This is a genomic window from Sorangium sp. So ce128 (genome assembly GCF_051525245.1).
Taxonomy (GTDB): Bacteria; Myxococcota_A; Polyangia; order Polyangiales; family Polyangiaceae; genus Sorangium; species Sorangium cellulosum_B.
On sequence record NZ_CP150313.1, the window covers coordinates 10,230,932 to 10,248,320 of the forward strand.

The 17,389-nt window shown below is 71.5% G+C and carries 15 protein-coding genes; 8 read left to right on the top strand and 7 right to left on the bottom strand.

Translation table 11 applies throughout. The features are described 5' to 3' along the window. Positions 1–53: 53 nt before the first annotated feature. From WME82_RS38715 to WME82_RS38745, 7 genes are all read left to right on the top strand, one after another. Entirely contained in the window at positions 54–2,771 is a 2,718-nt protein-coding gene (locus tag WME82_RS38715; RefSeq protein WP_437741546.1) for a serine/threonine protein kinase, read from the top strand. 4 nt (positions 2,772–2,775) lie between these two features. Next, a complete protein-coding gene (locus WME82_RS38720; RefSeq protein WP_437711120.1) occupies positions 2,776–3,351 on the top strand; it encodes a GNAT family N-acetyltransferase in 576 nt (191 codons plus the stop codon). Positions 3,352–3,436: 85 nt separating this feature from the next. After that, a complete protein-coding gene (locus WME82_RS38725; RefSeq protein WP_437741547.1) occupies positions 3,437–4,999 on the top strand; it encodes a sensor histidine kinase in 1,563 nt (520 codons plus the stop codon). Next, entirely contained in the window at positions 4,996–6,915 is a 1,920-nt protein-coding gene (locus tag WME82_RS38730) for a sensor histidine kinase (protein ID WP_437741548.1), read from the top strand. The genes WME82_RS38725 and WME82_RS38730 overlap by 4 nt, the downstream gene beginning before the upstream one ends. An 80-nt stretch (positions 6,916–6,995) precedes the next feature. Then, positions 6,996–8,018, top strand: coding sequence for a Holliday junction branch migration DNA helicase RuvB (gene ruvB / locus WME82_RS38735; RefSeq protein ID WP_438039436.1), 1,023 nt, complete (start codon positions 6,996–6,998; stop codon positions 8,016–8,018). A gap of 109 nt (positions 8,019–8,127) precedes the next feature. Next, positions 8,128–10,149 carry a PAS domain S-box protein gene (locus WME82_RS38740; protein WP_437852998.1) on the top strand — a complete coding sequence of 674 codons (2,022 nt, stop codon included), beginning with the start codon at positions 8,128–8,130 and terminating at the stop codon, positions 10,147–10,149. Continuing rightward, a complete protein-coding gene (locus WME82_RS38745; protein WP_437741551.1) occupies positions 10,146–11,345 on the top strand; it encodes a sensor histidine kinase in 1,200 nt (399 codons plus the stop codon). Before WME82_RS38740 ends, WME82_RS38745 begins: the two co-directional genes overlap by 4 nt. A 22-nt stretch (positions 11,346–11,367) precedes the next feature. Here WME82_RS38745 and WME82_RS38750 read toward each other — a convergent pair whose 3' ends face one another. From WME82_RS38750 to WME82_RS38780, 7 genes are all read right to left on the bottom strand, one after another. Further along, positions 11,368–11,886 carry a hypothetical protein gene (locus tag WME82_RS38750; protein ID WP_438039437.1) on the bottom strand — a complete coding sequence of 173 codons (519 nt, stop codon included), beginning with the start codon at positions 11,884–11,886 and terminating at the stop codon, positions 11,368–11,370. Next, positions 11,886–12,611, bottom strand: a complete 726-nt coding sequence (locus WME82_RS38755; RefSeq protein ID WP_438039438.1) for an anti-sigma factor family protein — start codon at positions 12,609–12,611, stop codon at positions 11,886–11,888. The genes WME82_RS38750 and WME82_RS38755 overlap by 1 nt, the downstream gene beginning before the upstream one ends. Beyond that, a complete protein-coding gene (locus WME82_RS38760; RefSeq protein ID WP_438039439.1) occupies positions 12,608–13,408 on the bottom strand; it encodes a sigma-70 family RNA polymerase sigma factor in 801 nt (266 codons plus the stop codon). Before WME82_RS38760 ends, WME82_RS38755 begins: the two co-directional genes overlap by 4 nt. A gap of 113 nt (positions 13,409–13,521) precedes the next feature. After that, positions 13,522–14,484 (bottom strand): S1C family serine protease, encoded by a 963-nt coding sequence (locus WME82_RS38765; RefSeq protein WP_438039440.1) that lies wholly within the window; start codon positions 14,482–14,484, stop codon positions 13,522–13,524. 185 nt (positions 14,485–14,669) lie between these two features. Next, on the bottom strand, positions 14,670–14,972 hold the full coding sequence (locus WME82_RS38770) for a DUF1844 domain-containing protein (protein WP_012239831.1): 303 nt from the start codon (positions 14,970–14,972) through the stop codon (positions 14,670–14,672). Further along, positions 14,969–15,199 carry a hypothetical protein gene (locus WME82_RS38775; RefSeq protein WP_437741556.1) on the bottom strand — a complete coding sequence of 77 codons (231 nt, stop codon included), beginning with the start codon at positions 15,197–15,199 and terminating at the stop codon, positions 14,969–14,971. The genes WME82_RS38770 and WME82_RS38775 overlap by 4 nt, the downstream gene beginning before the upstream one ends. A gap of 40 nt (positions 15,200–15,239) precedes the next feature. Then, positions 15,240–15,872 carry an FKBP-type peptidyl-prolyl cis-trans isomerase gene (locus tag WME82_RS38780; RefSeq protein ID WP_438039441.1) on the bottom strand — a complete coding sequence of 211 codons (633 nt, stop codon included), beginning with the start codon at positions 15,870–15,872 and terminating at the stop codon, positions 15,240–15,242. A gap of 60 nt (positions 15,873–15,932) precedes the next feature. On the opposite strand from WME82_RS38780, the gene WME82_RS38785 reads away from it, so the two are divergent. Continuing rightward, positions 15,933–17,387 carry an efflux RND transporter periplasmic adaptor subunit gene (locus WME82_RS38785; RefSeq protein ID WP_438039442.1) on the top strand — a complete coding sequence of 485 codons (1,455 nt, stop codon included), beginning with the start codon at positions 15,933–15,935 and terminating at the stop codon, positions 17,385–17,387. Positions 17,388–17,389: the final 2 nt, after the last annotated feature.

Here is a 17,389-nt window from a genome sequence, read left to right on the forward strand (position 1 = left end):
CGCGGCTCGAATAGGCTGCGCTGGCGAATCCAGTCGCGGGACAGCCCTGCCTGATGGCTTTGCCGAACAAAGCGAAGATCCCGGTAGGCACGGTCCTCGCCGGAAAATACCGCATCACACGCGAGATCGGGCGCGGCGGCATGGCTGCCGTGTACGAGGCCGAGCACATCGACATCGGCAAACGCGTGGCGATCAAGGTGCTCGCCCAGGAGCTGACGACCTCAGCCGTCGTGGTCGAGCGCTTTCTCCGAGAGGCCCGGGCCGCCGCGTCGATCCGCAGCCCCTTCATCTGCGACGTCTACGACTCGGGCAAGCTCGACGACGGGCGGCCCTTCCTGGTGCTCGAGCTCCTCGAAGGCGAGTCGCTGTACGAGCGGATGACCGTCATCAGGTACCTCGACCCCGAGACCACCGTGACGGTGGTGTCCCAGGTGTGTCGAGGGCTCACCAAGGCGCACGCCGCCTCCATCGTCCACCGCGACCTCAAGCCGGAGAACATCTTCCTCACGAAGGATGAGGAGGGCCGGCTCTGCGCGAAGATCCTCGATTTCGGCCTCGCGAAGTTCTACGCGCCGGTCGACGGCGGCGACGCGCAGGCGCGCCTCACCCGCGAGGGCGCGGTCTTCGGAACGCCGGCGTACATGAGCCCGGAGCAGGTGCGCGGCCAGGGAGCGGTCGACCACCGCGCGGATCTCTGGGCGCTCGGCTGCATCACCTACGAGTGCCTCACCGGCCGCACCGTCTGGCAGACCGAGCAGGGCGTCGCGATGACGTTCGCGCAGATCGCCAACGCGCCCCTGCCGCAGCCCGCGGCGCTCCGCCCCGACCTCCCGGCGAGCTTCACCACGTGGTTCGAGAAGGCGCTCGACCGCTCCATCGATCGCCGGTTCCAGACCGCGAAGGAGTTCGCCGACGAGCTGTCGGTCGCGCTCGGCGTCGCGCAGCCGCCGCGCGGCGCGGAGCCGTCCCAGGCGGGGCTCGTCATGCCGGGCGGCGACGCGCCGGCCGACCTGTCGTTCGACCCGCCGGGGGTCGTCCGTGTGACCCCCAACGAATCGCGGCGGACCGTCCCGTCGGGTCCGGCGGAGCGCGGGGGAGATCCGTTCGCCGGGCTGGACACCTCGGGCGCGCCCGGCGCCGCGATCGCCGGGCGCATGAGCCAGGGCGCGGGGCAGCAGATCACGTTCTCCGGGGGCTCGGGCGAGACCTCGGTCCCCGATCCGCTGGCGCACGCATCAACGCCGAAGCGAGGCGGCGCGGGACGCGCGCTCGTCGTGTTTGGCGTGCTCGCGCTCGTCGCGGGCGGCGCCTACGCGGGTTACCGCCAGTTCCTCAAGCCGACGGCCCTGCCGCCCGTCTCGTCGAGCAGCGCGGCGCCGCCGGCCATCAGCGCCCCCTCGGCGTCCGCCGGGGCCAACGTGCCAGCGCGCACCGACGCCCGCGTCGAGCCGCCCGCCCTGGCGTGGCCGCCGCTCGTCGCGCAGGCGCAGGAGGCGGTCGCCGCCGGCGATCTCAAGGCCGCGCTCAGGCTGCTGAAGGACGCTCAGGACAAGGGCAACCACCCCGTGCCGCGGACCCTGATCGAGCACGTGCAGGTCGCCCTGAAAGACGCGAGCGGCAAGGCGCCTTGCGCGCTCACCGGCCTCGCGAGGCCGCGCACGCACGATCTGGTGCGCGAGGGCGGCCGCGCCGTCGGGGCCAGCCGGCCCTCGATCGCGCTCGGGCCGCGCGGCGCGGTGGTCACCTGGACGGACTCGCACGAGGGCACCGAGCACGCCTACACGACGACGCTGGACGGCGCGATGCGGCCGTCGTCGCCGGCGCTCGACGTGACGCCCGAGGGCCGCGCCATCGGGCGCCCCGAGCTGACCTCCGCAGGCGATCGGCTGGTGCTCACGTACTGGGACGGCAAGGGGCCGGAGGCCGGCGTGCACGTGCGCTGGCTCGACGCCAACGGGCGGATCGATGGCCCCGCCGTGATGGTCGCGCCCTTCCCTCGCGGAGGGAACTCGTGGCCCTCGCTCGCGCGCGCCGCCGAGGGGTTCCTGATCACGTGGTCGGACGACGGCGACAACGCCTCCGAGGACCTCTTCATGCGCCGCCTCTCGCCGAACCTCGATCCGGCGGGCGAGATCATCCGGCTGACCGACGTCACCCCGACGGGCCCCTCGAAGCCGCGCGTCCGCTTCCCCTCGGTGGCGGTGGCGAACGACGTGATGCACCTCGCCTTCCGCTTCGATCGCGAGCCGACGCGGGTCATCCAGTACATGCGCCTCCCGCTCGCGAACGCCGGCAAGGGGCTCCCGCCGGCCAGCCCCGGCAAGCGCGCCGACCGCGCGCTCGGCGACCTGTCGCTCGTGAACAGCGATCGGGTCCGGAGCGACAGCCCCTCGCTCGCCTGCGGCGCGGGCGGCTGCTTCGTCGTCTGGCACGGCGAGGCGCCGCTCGGGGGCGCATCGGCCGCCTACATCGATCCGGCCAAGGGCCAGCCGCTCTGGCGCAAGCGGTTCTCGAAGTCGGGCGCGCGCCCGTCGATCGCGATCGCGCCGAGCGGGCAGGCCCAGCTGGTCTGGTTCGAGGGGGGCCGCATGCTCACCGCGTCGATCAACCGCGACGGCATCGGCACGCCCACGAAATTCGCCCGCATCAGCGGGGATCAGCCGGCGCCTTCGATGAGCCCCGGCGCGAAGCCCGGAGAGTGGTATGTCGCCTGGCTTGACTACGAGGCGGGTCATCTCGAGCCCTACGCCGCTCGCATCCAGTGCCGGTGACCCCATGCTCATCCTCCCACCTCGAAGCGAGGTTCGCGCCCGTCCCATCGAGACCGAGCGGCTGATCCTCGTGCCGATCGACCCGTCCGACGGGCCCGAGCTCTGGCTCGCGGTCAACGGCTCGCGCGCAATCCTCCAGCGCTGGCTTCCCTGGGTGCAGTTCCACACGGATCCGGCCGCGAGCGTGCGCTTCGCTGAGGCGTGCGCCGCCGACTGGGATCACGGCAGGGCGCTGCGCTTCGTCATCCGCGAGCGCGCGCACCGCTCGCTCGCCGGGGTGGTCGGGCTCGAGGCGTGCGTACACCTGCACCGCTCTTGCGAGCTCGGCTACTGGCTCCGCAAGGAGGCGACCGGGCGCGGACTCATGACCGAGGCCGCGAGGGCCGCGCTCGGGTTCGCGTTCGGCCACATGGGCGCGCACCGGGTGCGGGTTGCGGCCGCGACGGACAACCATCCTTCCCTCGCGGTCATCGGCCGGCTCGGCTTCCGCTTCGAGGGCATCGCCCGGCAGGCCGAGTGGTGCGACGGTCGCTGGCTCGACCACTCCGTCTTCGCGCTCCTGGCGACCGATCCCAGGTAGAACCGCCCACGAGCGCGCTCGCTCCCTTCGGGCGACCGAGGTGGCCCGTGCGCCGCCCGAAGCGCGCTAGCATCCTGACTCCGCCTTGGCCCGCCGTCGTCGCCTCATCCGCTGGCCCCGCGGCACGACGCCGCTCGTGCCGCTCGCGCCCGCGATCGTGATCGTCGTGGGGATCGCCACGGCGGTGGCGATCGCGCTGATCGGCATCGGCCAGCTCGCGAAGATGAGCGATCAGGCCGCGAGCCTGCGCGCCGAGGTGCTGGCCGCGACGCTCTCGGCGCGGCTCCGCGGGACCATCGAGGGGGAGCGGGCGGCGCTCCTGAGGGAGGCGGCGCGGCGGGCTGGGTCGGAGATCCTGCTCGTCGATCAAGGCGGCCACGTGCTGATCAACGAGAGCTTCAGTGCGCCGGCCAGGGCCGGCCTCGTCCAGATGCTCACGCTGGGCAAGGGCGAGACGACGACCTCGCTCGGCCGCGTCCGGTTCGCGGCGCGCCCGCTGCACCCGCCGCTCTCTCACCTCTCGGTGCTCACCTTCGTCTCGGCGCCGAGCCCGCCGCCCGACTCGATCGCGCTCGGCAACGCCGTCGCGGCGCTCACGGTGCTGCTGCTCGGCGTGGCTGTCGCGGTCGCGCTCTCGTTCACCAAGTCGGCGCGCGACGATGTCGACTACCTGCGCGAGCGCATCACGGCGATGGCGCGCGGACAGGGCCAGAGCGCGCTGCCCACGGACGTGATCCAGGCCGAGCCCGTGCCGATCAGGTCGCTCGACCAGGTCGGCCTCCTGACGGCGGCCTTCAACCTCCTGATCACCCGCTTCGCCGCGGCGGAGCGCACCTACCGGGCGGACCTCCAGCAGGCCTCCGCGATGGACCGCGAGCGCTCGGCGTTCCTCGCGGGGCTGAGCCACGAGCTGCGCACGCCGCTCAACGCCATCCTCGGGTTCGCCCACGTCCTGGAGAGCGAGGTCGACGGGCCGCTCAGCCAGGACGCGCGCGAGGCGCTGTCGGTCATCCGGCAGAGCGGCGAGCACCTGCGCACGCTCATCGACGACATCCTCGACCTCTCGGCGCTCGAGACGGGCAAGCTCCAGCTCTCCCGCCGGGCCGTCAACCTCCGCGCCCTCGTCGATCAGGTGATGCGCGAGGCGTCCGCGGCGGCGCGCGACAAGCCCCTCCAGCTGCGCGTCACCGGGGACCACGCCCTGGTCGCGCACGCCGATCCGCGGAGGGTGCGGCAGATCCTCACCAACCTCGTCTCGAACGCCGTCAAGTTCACGGCGCGCGGCTCGGTGACGGTCAACATCACGGGGCGCGGCCGCTATGCGGCGATCGTCGTCCAGGACACCGGCCCCGGCATCCCGCCGGAGGAGACGTCGGCGGTCTTCGAGGAGTACCGGCAGACCGGCGACGTGCGCTCGCGCCGGGCCGGGACGGGGCTCGGGCTCTCGATCGCGCGGCGCCTCGTGCTGATGCACGGCGGGACGATCCAGCTGGAGAGCGAGCTCGGGCGGGGCTCGACCTTCACGATCACCCTGCCGATGTGGATCGTGCAGCGACCCCTGTTCGCGCCGACCCCGCCCGCACCCGACGTGGCGGCGCCGCCGGGGAACGACCCCGGCGCCGGCGGCCCCCAGGGGAGGATCGCATGACCGAGGAGCGCATGAGGGACGACGCGATCCACTTCGCGAGGCGCGTGCTCGTCCGCCAGGCGCTGGTCGGCGTCGCCGCGTTCGGGGCGATCGCGGCGCTCGCGCCGAAGCTGCTCATCCTGGAGCCGCGCGTCGCCGCCAGCGTGCTCTCGGTCGGCGCCAAGATCGCGCTCGCCGCGATCTGCGCGACCACGCTGCTGACGCTGCTCCGGCTGCGCACCCACGAGAACCTGCTGCGCTCGCTCGTGATCGGCTCGCGCGACATCGATCACGAGGAGCTCGAGCGGGTCGCCGGGCTCCCGACCTCGCTGGCGCTGCGCTTCGTGCTGGCGAGCTCGACGATCTCGGGCCTCATGATGATCCCCGGGATCAGGCCAGAGAAGCTCGACGACGGCCGCGCGGTCAGCCTGCTCATCCTCGCGATCACGATCCTCAGCGCGTCCGCGATCCCGCACTACGTGCTGACGCGCGCCGCGGCGTTCAGCCTCTTCGAGATCAGCCCGGCCGAGGCGATCGGCGCTTTGCTCGAGACCGCCGAGCTTTACCAGACGCCGCGCCGGCGGGTCACCTCCAAGCTGCTCCTGGCCGTCGCCACGCCGGTGCTGCTCGTCGGCGTCGGGGCGGTGCTCATCGCGAACGCGCACCTCCAGACGTTCATCGAGCGCAGCCGGCGCTCGACCGCGGGGCTCATCGCGCGCACGGCGCTCGACCCGTCGCTCGGGGCCATCGACGCGGCCGGCCGCAACGACGTCGTGGCCTCGGCGGCGGAGTTCGGGTTCCTCGCGCGCCTGGAGCACGACTGCGTGGGCTCGGAGCCCTCCTTCGGCCGCGAAGCCGACGGGCAGATCGCCGTGATCACGCCGCTCGACTACGGCTGCGTCAACACCCGGTTCTCCGCCGACCTCGAGCCCTCTGCCGCGATCTGGGGCGCGCTCGTCGCGCTGCTCGCGGTGCTGGTCGCCGGCGCGCTCGGCAACCTGTTCGGCCGCGTCCTCGCGGCCGATCTCGTGCACGCCACGAAGCAGGTGCGCCTGCTCGGCACGGACAGCGTGCTGCGCGGCGCCACCCAGATCGCGCGCCCCGCCCGGTTCGCCGTCGTCGCCCGGCTCGGGCACGCCATCGAGGACCTCGCCGAGCGCTTCCGCGTCTTCGCCGCGGCGCAGGAGCGCGCGCTCGAATCCCGCGAGGCGGCGCAGCGCATGCGCGGCCTCCTGTTCGCGAGCGTGAGCCACGATCTCAAGAGCCCGCTGAACGCCATCCTCGGGTTCGCCGAGCTCGTGGGCCAGGAGGACCTGACCCCCGCGCAGCGCGAGAGCCTGGAGCTCATCGCGACGCGCGGCCGGGAGCTCCTTGGCCTCATCGAGTCGATCCTCGACGCCGCCCGCGTCGAGGCCGGGCAGCTCACGCTCGAGCCGCAGCCGACGTCCGTCGGCTGGCTCATCGCGGGCGCGCTCCGCAAGGCGCGCGAGCTCGCGAGCGACGCCGGCGGCGAGGTCGTCATCGAGGTCGGCGACACCCTGCCGCTGATCCCCGTCGATCAAGCCTACGCGACGCGCGCGATCGCGGTCATCGTCGCGCACGCGCTCCGGACGGGCGCGGCCGACCCGTCGGCGCGCCTCGTGCGCCTCACGGCGACGATGGCCGGCGAGTTCAACAACGAGGTCCGCATCGACATCGAGTACGGCAGCCGCGACGTGCCGCCGGACGAGCTCGAGGCCCTGTTCAGCCGGCAGACCACGGCGCGCGGGCGCGGCCTGACGCTGGGCCTCAGCCACGCGCGATCGGTGATCGAGCTCCACGGCGGCTCTCTCGAGGTGGACGGCGCCCCCGACGGCCGGCCGCTCTGCCGCGCTCGTCTGCCGCGCATCCCGCCCCCCCGCCGTCCCCGCCTGTCCTCTGTCCCTGCGCTCGGCTGACCTCGACCAGCGCCCCGCGGCGACCCACGCCGCCGCGCGGATCGCTTCCCTTCGCTGCTTGCACGCGGTACGCCCGTGGCATGCCTGAACGGGCGCTCTCTCCTGCCGAGACAGGCGACGACGATCGCTTCGACCGCCTCTTCCGGCCTGCCTCGCTCGCCGAGTACGTCGGCCAGGTCAAGCACACGGAGAACCTCAAGGTCTTCGTCGAAGCCGCGCGCCGGCGGCGCGAGCCGCTCGACCACATGCTGTTCTGTGGTCCGCCCGGCCTGGGCAAGACCACGCTCGCCCACATCATCGCCCGCGAGATGGGCGTCGCCCTCCATGTGACGAGCGGACCGGCGGTCGAGCACAAGGGCGCGCTGGCCGGCCTGCTGACGAAGCTGGAGCGCAACGACGTGCTGTTCATCGACGAGATCCACCGGCTCACGCCGGCGGTCGAGGAGAGCCTCTACCCCGCGATCGAGTCGTTCAACATCGACATCATGACCGGTGACGGCCCCTACGCGACGACGATCCAGCTCGCGCTGAAGCCCTTCACGCTCGTGGGCGCGACGACCCGCACCGGGCTGCTCACCGCGCCGCTGCTGTCGCGCTTCGGCCACGTCGTCCGCCTCGACTTCTACCCCGTCGAGGAGCTCGAGCGCATCGTGCAGCGCAGCGCCGGCCTGCTCGATGTGCCGATCGACGCCGGCGGAGCGCGCGAGATCGCGGCGCGCGCGCGGGGGACGCCGCGCGTCGCCAACCGCCTCCTGCGCCGCGTACGCGACTTCGCCGAGGTGCTGGGCGACGGCGCGATCACGATGGAGATCGCGCGGAAGACCGCGGAGCGGCTCGAGATCGACGCGGCCGGCCTCGACGAGATGGATCGCCGGCTGCTGCGCGTCATCGTCGATCACTACGACGGCGGCCCTGTGGGCATCGACACGCTGGCCGCGGCGCTCAGTGAGCCGCGCGACACGATCGAGGACGTGTACGAGCCGTTCCTGCTCCAGCAGGGCTTCGTCGGCCGCACGCCGCGCGGCAGGGTCGCGACCCGCCGCGCCTACGAGCACCTGGGCCTCGCGGCTCCTGCGACGAAGCAGGGAGATCTCTTCTCCTGATCCCAGCGCCGCGCGGGCAGCGCAATGCAGTGCGCAACGCCGCGCGCAACGCCGCGCCAAGACCCGGAATTCTCTCATCGCTCAAGCCTGGAGTCGCTAAGCTTGGCGTGTGCCTCGCCGTGATCCTGTGCTCGTCGTGGACGACGACGCCGTCAGCCGGCAGATGCTGCTGCACGCGCTGGCCGACGCGGGCATCGAGGCCGTCGCGGTCACCTCGGGCGCGGACGCGCTCGCCTGGCTCAAGGCGAGCGTGCCCGCGCTCGTGCTGCTCGACCTCGTGATGCCGCCCCCTGACGGCTACGTGGTCCTCAGCGCCGTTCGGGACGCCCCCCGGACGCAGGACGTCCCCGTCGTCGTGCTGACCGCGCTCGACGCGGACGAGGACGTCGCCCGCGCCTTCGAGCTCGGCGCCGACGATTTCATCCGCAAGCCGTTCCGCCCTGCCGAGCTGATCGCGCGCATCCGCGGGCAGCTCCGGATCCGGGACTACGTCGACGCGCTCGCGCGCAAAGAGCACGACGCGAAGGTGGTCCTCGAGCTCACGCAGGCGCTCTCCTCGACGCTGGACTTCCGGAACATCCTCTTCACGGTCGTGCGGCGCATCGCCGAGGTGGCGCGCGTCGACCGCTGCAGCATCGTCCTCGTGCGCGACGCGGGCGACGTCGGCTACGTGGTCGCCGCGAGCGACGACAAGGAGCTGCGGGATCTGCCGATCGATCTCGGCAAGTACCCGGAGATCCAGCGCGTCATGCGCACGGGCGACGTGCTCGTGATCGACGACGCGAAGGCGCACCCGCTGTTCGACATCGTGCGCGCGGAGCTCCCGGAGAACGCGTTCCGCTCGCTGGCGCTCCTGCCGATCTTGTTCGAGGACAAGCCGCTCGGCGTGCTCTTCTTGCGCGGCCGGCAGCCGGTGGCGCCCCACGCGCACGAGCTCTCGCTGGCCCGCACGGTCGCGAGCGCCACCGCGATCGCCCTGCGCAACGCGCGCATCCTGCAGTCGCTCCGCGACCAGACGCAGCAGAGCACCTTCGCGCGGTTCGAGGCGGAGCGCCGGCTGAAGGCGCTCCAGCGCTACGCCGACTTCTTCTATTCGACGGCGGACGGCATCGTCGTCGTCGATCCCGATGGCCACATCCTCTTCTCCAACCCGCGCGCGCAGGCGATCACCGGGCGCACGGCGGAGGACCTCGAGAGGGCGAACCTGGCCGATCTCGTCGACGCGCGCGAGCACCCTCTCCTCGAGGAGATCCGGGCCGGCTTCGCCAGGGGATCGTTCCCGCACATGGTGGATTTCACCGTGCGGCGGGGCGAGCACGAGCGGCTCATCCTGAGCTTCAGCTTCAGCAGCGTCCTTCGCGAGGAGAGCGGCGCCGTCCTGGTCAGCTTCCGCGACGTCACCACGGAGCGCGCCACCGAGGCGGAGCTCACCAAGACCAAGGAGTTCCTGGAGCGCGTCATCGACAGCTCGGTCGACGCGATCGTCTCGGCCAACATGGAGGGCGTCGTCCTGCTCTTCAACCGCGCCGCCGAGCGGATCTACGGGTATGACGCGAAGGAGGTCGTCGGCGTGATGAACGCCCGCGCGCTCTACCCCGACCACAACGCCGAGCACATCATGAGGCTCATCCACGCGAAGGAGCACGGCGGTCCCGGCCGGCTCGAGGGCTACCGGACCGAGGTCCTGGCCAGGGATGGGTCGCGGATCCCGGTGCACCTCTCCGCGGCGCTGATCTTCGAGAACGGCGTCCCGGTCGGCTCCGTCGGCATCTTCACGGACCTGCGGGAGCGGATGCGGATGGAGGCCCGCCTCACCGAGGCGCAGGAGGAGCTCCGCGCTCGCGAGAAGCAGGCCATCATCGCCGAGCTCGCGGGCGCGGCCGCGCACGAGCTGAACCAGCCGCTCACCAGCGTGCTCGGCTACGCCGAGCTGATCTGTCGCCGGATCGACGACGCGTCCCCCATCAAGGGGGCCGCGACCACGATCCGCAGCGAAGCCGAGCGGATGGCGGAGATCGTCCGCAAGATCGGCAAGATCACCCGCTATGAGACGAAATCCTATGTCGGCGCCGCGAAGATCATCGATCTCGACCGATCGAGCGGCGACGACCCGAACAGGGTGATCGGGTGAGCGGAAAGACCGCGGAGCGCCTGGGGGAGCAGCCATTGTCCGACGCTCCCGTCACGCTCCGGAAGCCCCTCACCCGGGACATCCCGCTCGAGTGGGTGGACAGCCTGCTCATCGCGTCGAGCGAGCTGGATCCGTCGGCCTCCATCGAGCAGCGCGCATCGACGCTGCTCGGCGCGGCCGCGAAGGTGCTCACGGCCTGCGGGCTCGGCATCTACATCCCCGGCGCGACGGGGGCGCAGGTGGCCGTCCGGGTCTCGCCGCGCGCTCGCCGCGACGACGGCCACGATCCGGCGCGGCTCCTCCCGGAGTTCGCCTTCGAGCGCGTCGTGGCGATCGAGCCCGGAGGTCGCTCGACGATGCACATCGCGGCCGACGACGCCGCGTACCTCGACAGCGCGCCTGTAGAGGCGCTGGTCGACCGGCTCGTGCTCACCCTGGGTGCGTCGCTCCGCGAGGCGCGCGCGCACGAGTCGCTGCGCGCTCAGGTCATGCAGGCCGAGAAGCTGGCCTCGCTCGGGAAGATGGCCGCAGGCGTCGTGCACGAGCTCAACAACCCGCTCACCTCGATCCTCGCCTACTCCGAGTACCTGCGCCGCAAGGGCGAGCGCGGCGGCTTCGACCCCTCGGACATCGAGCGGCTCGCGAGGATCAACGACGCGGCGGATCGAATCCGCCGGTTCTCGCGCGACCTGATGGCCTACGCGCGGCCGTCCACGGAGAAGCCGGGCGCCGTCTCGCTCCACGACATCATCGAGCGCGCGCTCGTCTTCTGCGAGCACCTCCTCGACCAGACGGGCGTCACCGTCGAGCGGCGCTTCGACGAGATCCCTCCGGTTTGCGGCGTCATTGATCCGCTGACGCAGGTGTTCGTGAACCTGTTCACGAACGCCGCGCACGCGATGAACGAGCGCGGCGGCTGCCTCGGCATCTCCACCGCGATGTCGCCGGAGGACGGCTACATCACGGTGACGATCCGCGACGACGGGCACGGGATCGAGCCCGAGCACCTGCCGAGGATCTTCGACCCCTTCTTCACGACGAAGACCGACGGAACCGGCACCGGGCTCGGCCTGAGCATCGTAAGGAACATCGTTGCCTCGCACGGCGGCAGCATCCGCGCGGATGCGCGCGCCCCGCGCGGGACGGTCTTCTCTCTGGATCTGCCGATCGCGCTGCCGTCCTCGGCCCGCCGCTGAGCAGGGGCGAGCTCCCCTCGACTCAGGGCGCGACCTTGATGCCCAGCACGAGCACGCCGCCCATGTGCTGCTGACCCGCGACGAAGAAGCTCTCGCCGGCCTTGGCGTTCACCTCGAGCAGGGGCAGGAACGTGGTGCCACCTGGCTTCTGGATGCTCGCGCTGACGACGAAGCGCCTCGGCTCGTCCTTCTTCTTCGCGGCGACCACGTCCTTCAGCGACACCATGAGGACGCTGCCGTTCGGCAGCTTCGTCGTGGTCGGCTTCCCCTTCTGCAGGGTGACCTTCAGCCGTTCGAGGAGCTTGTAGCTGTTGTACGCCGAGAACGGCGGCTTCCCGAGCTCGGGCATCTTGCCGATCTTCGGGTCGATGCCTTTCCCATCGTTCGTCGCGTGGAGGATCACGATCTCGGACGTGACCTCGGCGTCCGACGGCGCCGCTTGCGGGGGGGCCGGCGCCTGCTCTTGCGCGACGGCAGGGGAAGGGCTCACGCCGAGCGCCAGGGCCATGGTCGCGGTGATCGCACTCGCAAGAAATCTCATCACTGTCCTCCCGGACCGTCATCGGAGAGCCAGACCACCGTGGTCGTCGGGCCTGAAGCCACGGCCTCCTGCGGGACGTAAAAGATGGTGCCCATGCGTGCCCCGAAGTCGACCGCGGCGATCTCGACGCCGGGCTCGACCTCCCCCTCGAAGCTCGGCGCGGCGTCCGGCTCCTTCGCCGGCGCCGCGAGCAACGCGGAGGGCGTCTCGGGCGGCGGGGCGAGCAACGCGGAGGGCGCCGACGTCGTCAGCTCCGCGGTGGGCGTCTCCACGCCCATCTTGCCCCAGACCATCAAGGCGGCGGCCGCCGCCACGGCGAGCGCCGTCAGCGCGAAGATCCCGCGCGCGTTGTCGTTCGCTGGCGATCCCTGGAGCCGCGCCCGAGCGCGGGGCGGCTCGCCCGACGGCGGCGCCGCGAGCGGCCGCACGGCGCCGCCCCCGTCGGCCCGCACGGCGCCCGCCTGCCCTTCGAGGATCTTCGCCATCACCCCATCGGCGATGCCGTCAGCCGCGCTGGAGGCCAGCGCGCTGTCCCGGACCATGTCGGCCGCGGTGACGAGCGCTGCGACCTTCGCCCGGCAGCGCGGGTCGTGGAGCACGTACTCCTCCACCTGCCGGTGGCGAGCCTCATCGAGCTCACCGTCGGCATAGAGCATCAGCTCCAGATCCGTCGGCGGGGCGCTCGCTTCCCCGTGATTCGCCTTGCTGCTGTTGGCGGTGCTCACGCGATCTCCTCCGGGTCTTCTGCTGGGGCCTTGCCCTCTTCCTCCGCGTAACAGTCGGCGAGGGCGCGCTGAAGCTTCTGACGGGCGTGGAACAGGCGGCTCATGATCGTCCCCTTCGAGACCCCCATGGCCTGAGCCATCTCCTCGTACGACATACCCTCCACCTCCCGCATCAGGATCACGCCTCGGTGGTAGGGCGGCAGCGCGTCGAGCGCGGCCTGGATGCGCCCGGCGATCTCCCGGCGCCGGACGACGTTGAGGGGGTCCGCGCCGTCGATCCGAGCGACGAGCGGGAAGTCGGACTGCTCGTCCGCCGCCTGGTTCTCCTGGAGCTCGAGGTCGCGGCGTCCCGGCTTCCGCATGAGGTCGATCGCCAGGTTCGTGACGATCCTGTAGAGCCAGGTGAAGAACGAGGAGCCCCCCTGAAAGGAGCCGAGGCCCTTGTAGACCCGGAGGAAGGCGTCCTGCACGAGCTCGCGCGCGTCGTTCTCGTCGCGGACGAGCCCCATCGCGATCGCGAACGCCCTGCGCTGGTGCCGTTCCACGAGCGAGCGGAAAGCCGCCTGGTCCCCCTTCTGCGCTCGCTCGATGAGCTCACGATCTTCCTCCGCTTCCCGCCGTCTCGCCTCGCGATTGGACGCACGGGCGGGAGCGCTATTCAGGCGCGGGTGGAACTGCTTCGTTTCGGGGTGGTCGCCCTCCGCGGACAGGTCGTCGCCTTCCGCATCGCCCTCGCCGGGATCACCGGGAGGTGCGACCGGCTCGAGCTCGTCCGGGTGAGAAGGTGCAGTGGCCACGGGGTCAGCTTACCTGAGGAGGCTGGGGGACGAGGGAGGTCGCGGAGCAGGCGGCCACGCACGGCGCGCGGCTGCCGGCGGACGTGCCGGGCGGCAGACAGCGGCCGTTCGGCTCACGGCTCATCGGCCTCGTCGCTGAGCTCGGGCAGCTCGCCCAGCGTGAGGCGGACATCGAAGACCCGCTCCAGCCGCGCGACGCGGAGCGTAACGACCTTGTTCACCCCGGCGATGCTCGCCATCCACCGGAGCTCGTTCGGGTCGGAAATCGTCTTTCCTTCGAAGCCGATGATCACATCGTCCGGCGCGATGCCGGCCCGGTCCGCGGGTCCCCCCGCCACCACGGTCTTCACCCACGCCCCCTTTCGATCGGGGCGCTTGAGCCGCCCCGCCTCGATCGAGTTGAGGACGTCGACGATCACCCCGACCTGGCTCCGCCGGATCTTGCCGTCGCGCAGCAGCATCGGGAGCAGCTGCCGGACCATGTTGATCGGGATCGCAAACCCGATGTTGTTCGCGTTGGCGCGCACGGCCGCGTTGATGCCGACCACCTCGCCCTTGAGGTTCAGGAGCGGGCCGCCGGAGTTGCCGGGGTTGATGCTCGCGTCCGTCTGGAGGAAGTTGAAGTAGCCGCTCGGGTCGAGCCCCTTCACGTCGTCCCGGGTGCGGCCCTTGGCGGAGAGGATGCCCGCCGAGACCGTGTGGGAGAGGCCGAAGGGGTTGCCGATCGCGACCACCCAGTCGCCGACCTCGATGGTATCCGAGTCGCCCAGGGGGAGCGACGGGAGCCCCCTCTCCTCGACCTTCAGCACGGCGACGTCCGTGTGTTTGTCGCGGCCGATGACGGTCGCCTTGATGTCGCGGCCGTCGACGAAGCTCACGAGGATGTCGGTCGCGCCCTCGATCACGTGGTTGTTCGTCAGCAGGAAGCCCTCTGGATCATAGACGAAGGCGGTCCCGAGCCCCTCGGCGACCGTACGGCGGCGGCCGCCCGGTTGCTGCTGCCGCTCGACGCGCGCCTTGACCGTCGCGACCGCTGGATCGGCCCTGCGCGCGAGCGGCGCGAAGGAGCCGGGCATGCCCTCGGAGCGGACGATCGGAGGAGGAGGCGGCGCGGATGGAGGCAGCGGCGCGGTCGCCACCGGCACGGCGCCCGAGGGGACGGTGGAGCTGCTTGCGCTGGAAGAGTGGCCCGGAGAGGCCTTGCTGCACGAGGCGACCAGCGAGGCGAGGAGGACCCCCAAGAGAGCCCTGGCGCCAACGGTCACGATCGTTTCGAGACCTCGAGGTAGCGCATCCGCAGATCGTAGAGCGCCTGCTCGAGCAACCTCTCCTCGTCGCCCGAGAGGTTCCCCTTCGTCTTCTCCTGGAGGAGCGACAGCAAATCGATGTCCTGATGCGCGAGGATCAGGTTCTGCTCTTCCCTGCCGTCGGGGCTGGGCGCGTCGCCGAGGTGCACGTACGCGGAGCCGATGATCGACAGCACGAAGGTCGAGAAGTCGAGCGTCGGCAGCTCCGGGGGGCTCCCTGGCGGAGGGAGCTCTTCCCGATTCTTCGCGTCGCTCACTCTGCCCCTTCGTCGTCGAGGTCGGGCTCGATCCGCGACCCCTGCGCTGACGCGCCGAGCGCCGGCTGGTCGACGGCGATCCCCTCGGCGTGCTCCTCCAGGTCCTGCAAGCCCGCGAGGTGCGCCTCGATGGTCCCCGCGCTGAGCGTCCCGCTCGCCAGGAGGCGCTCGCGCACCCGGCGATCGAGCTGCAGCTCCGTCAGCTTGCCCTTCTCACCTACGGTCATGATGTGATCTCCTCGGACAACCCACCCGTTCGCGGTGGGCTTATGACGACTTCTTCGAGAGCGTCACGAGCACCCCACCATCGCCGTGCTCGTGATGGTGGCTGTGGTCGTGGTCGTGGTCGTGGTCGTGGTCGTGACCGCAGCAGCCCTCGCCCTCGGAGTCCTCGATGCGCTCCTCCAGCTCGGTCTGAGCCTGCGCGATCTCCTCCTCGCTGGCGGCGCGCACGTCCTTGACCTGAACCTGAAAGCGCACCTTCTGGCCTGCCAGAGGGTGATTCGTATCCACCCGGAAGCCCTCGGGGAGGATCTCGATGACCCGGAGCGCGATCGGCGAACCGTCCGGGCCCTGGGCGACGAACTCGTCGCCGACCTCGACAGCGCCCCCATCGGGGAAATCCGCCTTGTCCACCTCGAAGACGCCGGCGTCATCGCGCTCGCCGAACGCATCTTCCGGCTCGACGGTGATCTCGCGCTGCTCACCGGCGCGCAGACCTTCCAGCGCGCGCTCCAGCCCAGGCACGATCTGAGCGTAGCCGTGCGTGTAGACGAGCGGCTCTGCGGTCGATGCCTCATCCACCGTCTCTCCGCTTTCGTTGAAGAGGACGTAGGACAGCGTGACGACCGTATCCGTTGCGATGGGCAGCGACTCCATGGGCGGCGGTTGGTCTGCCACGGCGGTTCCGCGGTTTCAAGCGAGGCGCGCTTGCGCGGCAGCATGCTATGAGGACGTCCGATGGCCGACACCATGGCTCGGGCGACCGGTCGCGACCCCTTCGACGCGTCGCCCCCTGCTGCGCAGGCCACCACGGAAACGGAGCGCCTCCGTCCCGGAGAGGCGGCGCCGGGCGAGACGCGACCGGCCTCGACCGCGCCGGCGCCCCCCGGCGGCGCGGCAGCCCGGGGCCTGCGCGAGGGCGGACCGCGTCCTCGACGCGGGGGAGAGAGCCTGGAGCAGGAGCTCTCCCGGGTAGGCACGAAGCGCTGGCTCGCTCGCCTCGGCGTCCTCGCGACGATCGCAGCGCTCGTCGCGGGGCTCGTCGTCTGGAGGATCCGGACGAGGCCCCCGCCGCCGCCGCGCTACGTCACGGGCGACATCACCACGGGCGACGTGCTCGAAGTGGTCCAGTCGACGGGTCAGGTCAAGCCGCTCACCGAGGTGCAGATCGGCGCCCAGGTCTCGGGGCGAATCACCAAGGTCTACGTGGACTTCAACAGCATCGTGAAGGCCGGCGACGTGCTGGCCGAGATCGATCCGACGCTCTTCGGGGCGCAGATCGACTCGAACCAGGCGCAGATCGCGGCGGCCAACGCGAGCGTCGTGCGCTCGGAGGCGTCGCTGGGGACCGCCAAGCAGCGGCTCGAGCGCGCGAGGAAGATGGTCGCGGAGGGGGTGGGCTCGCAGGCCGATCTGGACACGGCGCAGGGCGCCTACGACGTCGCGCTCGCCGACCTCGCGGCCTCGAAGGCGCAGGTGGCGCAGCTCAGGGCGGTGCTCCGCTCCTCCACGACCAACCTCCAGTACACGCGCATCTTCTCGCCCATCGACGGCGTCGTCATCAGCCGCGCGATTGACCCCGGGCAGACGGTGGCGGCGAGCTTCCAGGCGCCCACCCTCTTCGTGATCGCCCAGGATCTTCGCAAGATGCGCGTGCTCGCCGACATCGACGAGGCGGACGTCGGGCGGCTCCGCGAGGGCATGACGGCGGACGTGAGCGTCGATGCGTTCCCGGGCGAGACGTTCCGAGGGACGGTGAGCCAGGTGCGCTACAGCCCGTTGAGCCAGTCCGGCGTCGTGACGTACGCGGCGGTCGTCGAGGTCGACAACCCCGACGTCAAGCTCCGGCCGGGGATGACGGCGACGGTGAGCGTCCGGTCCGCCGAGGCCAGGGGGGTGCGGCGGCTGCCGAACGCGGCGCTCCGGTTCAAGCCAGCCCCGGCGCGGGACAAGGACGGCAAGGAGATCAAGGCGCCGCCCCTCGATCCGCTCCCGCCGAAGAAGGGCCGAATCTACGTGCTGACCGACGCGACGCCCGGCGCGGAGAAGATCGAGCCGCGCGTCGTCGACGTCGGGATCACCGACGGCATCTTCACCGCGCTCGGGTCCGATCTCGGCCCGCTCAAGGTCGTCACCGACGAGAACGACGATCCGTCAGCGGGCGGCAGGGGGCGCGGCCCTCGGCTGTTCTAGGC

Bases quoted from the DNA above. Each gene is read 5' to 3' on its own strand.
- WME82_RS38720 (WP_437711120.1), top strand. From the start codon at position 2,776: ATGCTCATCCTCCCACCTCGAAGCGAGGTTCGCGCCCGTCCCATCGAG.
- WME82_RS38785 (WP_438039442.1), top strand. From the start codon at position 15,933: ATGGCCGACACCATGGCTCGGGCGACCGGTCGCGACCCCTTCGACGCG.
- WME82_RS38715 (WP_437741546.1), top strand. From the start codon at position 54: ATGGCTTTGCCGAACAAAGCGAAGATCCCGGTAGGCACGGTCCTCGCC.
- WME82_RS38750 (WP_438039437.1), bottom strand. From the start codon at position 11,886: ATGAGATTTCTTGCGAGTGCGATCACCGCGACCATGGCCCTGGCGCTC.
- WME82_RS38765 (WP_438039440.1), bottom strand. From the start codon at position 14,484: ATGCCCGGCTCCTTCGCGCCGCTCGCGCGCAGGGCCGATCCAGCGGTC.
- WME82_RS38775 (WP_437741556.1), bottom strand. From the start codon at position 15,199: ATGACCGTAGGTGAGAAGGGCAAGCTGACGGAGCTGCAGCTCGATCGC.
- WME82_RS38730 (WP_437741548.1), top strand. From the start codon at position 4,996: ATGACCGAGGAGCGCATGAGGGACGACGCGATCCACTTCGCGAGGCGC.
- ruvB (WP_438039436.1), top strand. From the start codon at position 6,996: ATGCCTGAACGGGCGCTCTCTCCTGCCGAGACAGGCGACGACGATCGC.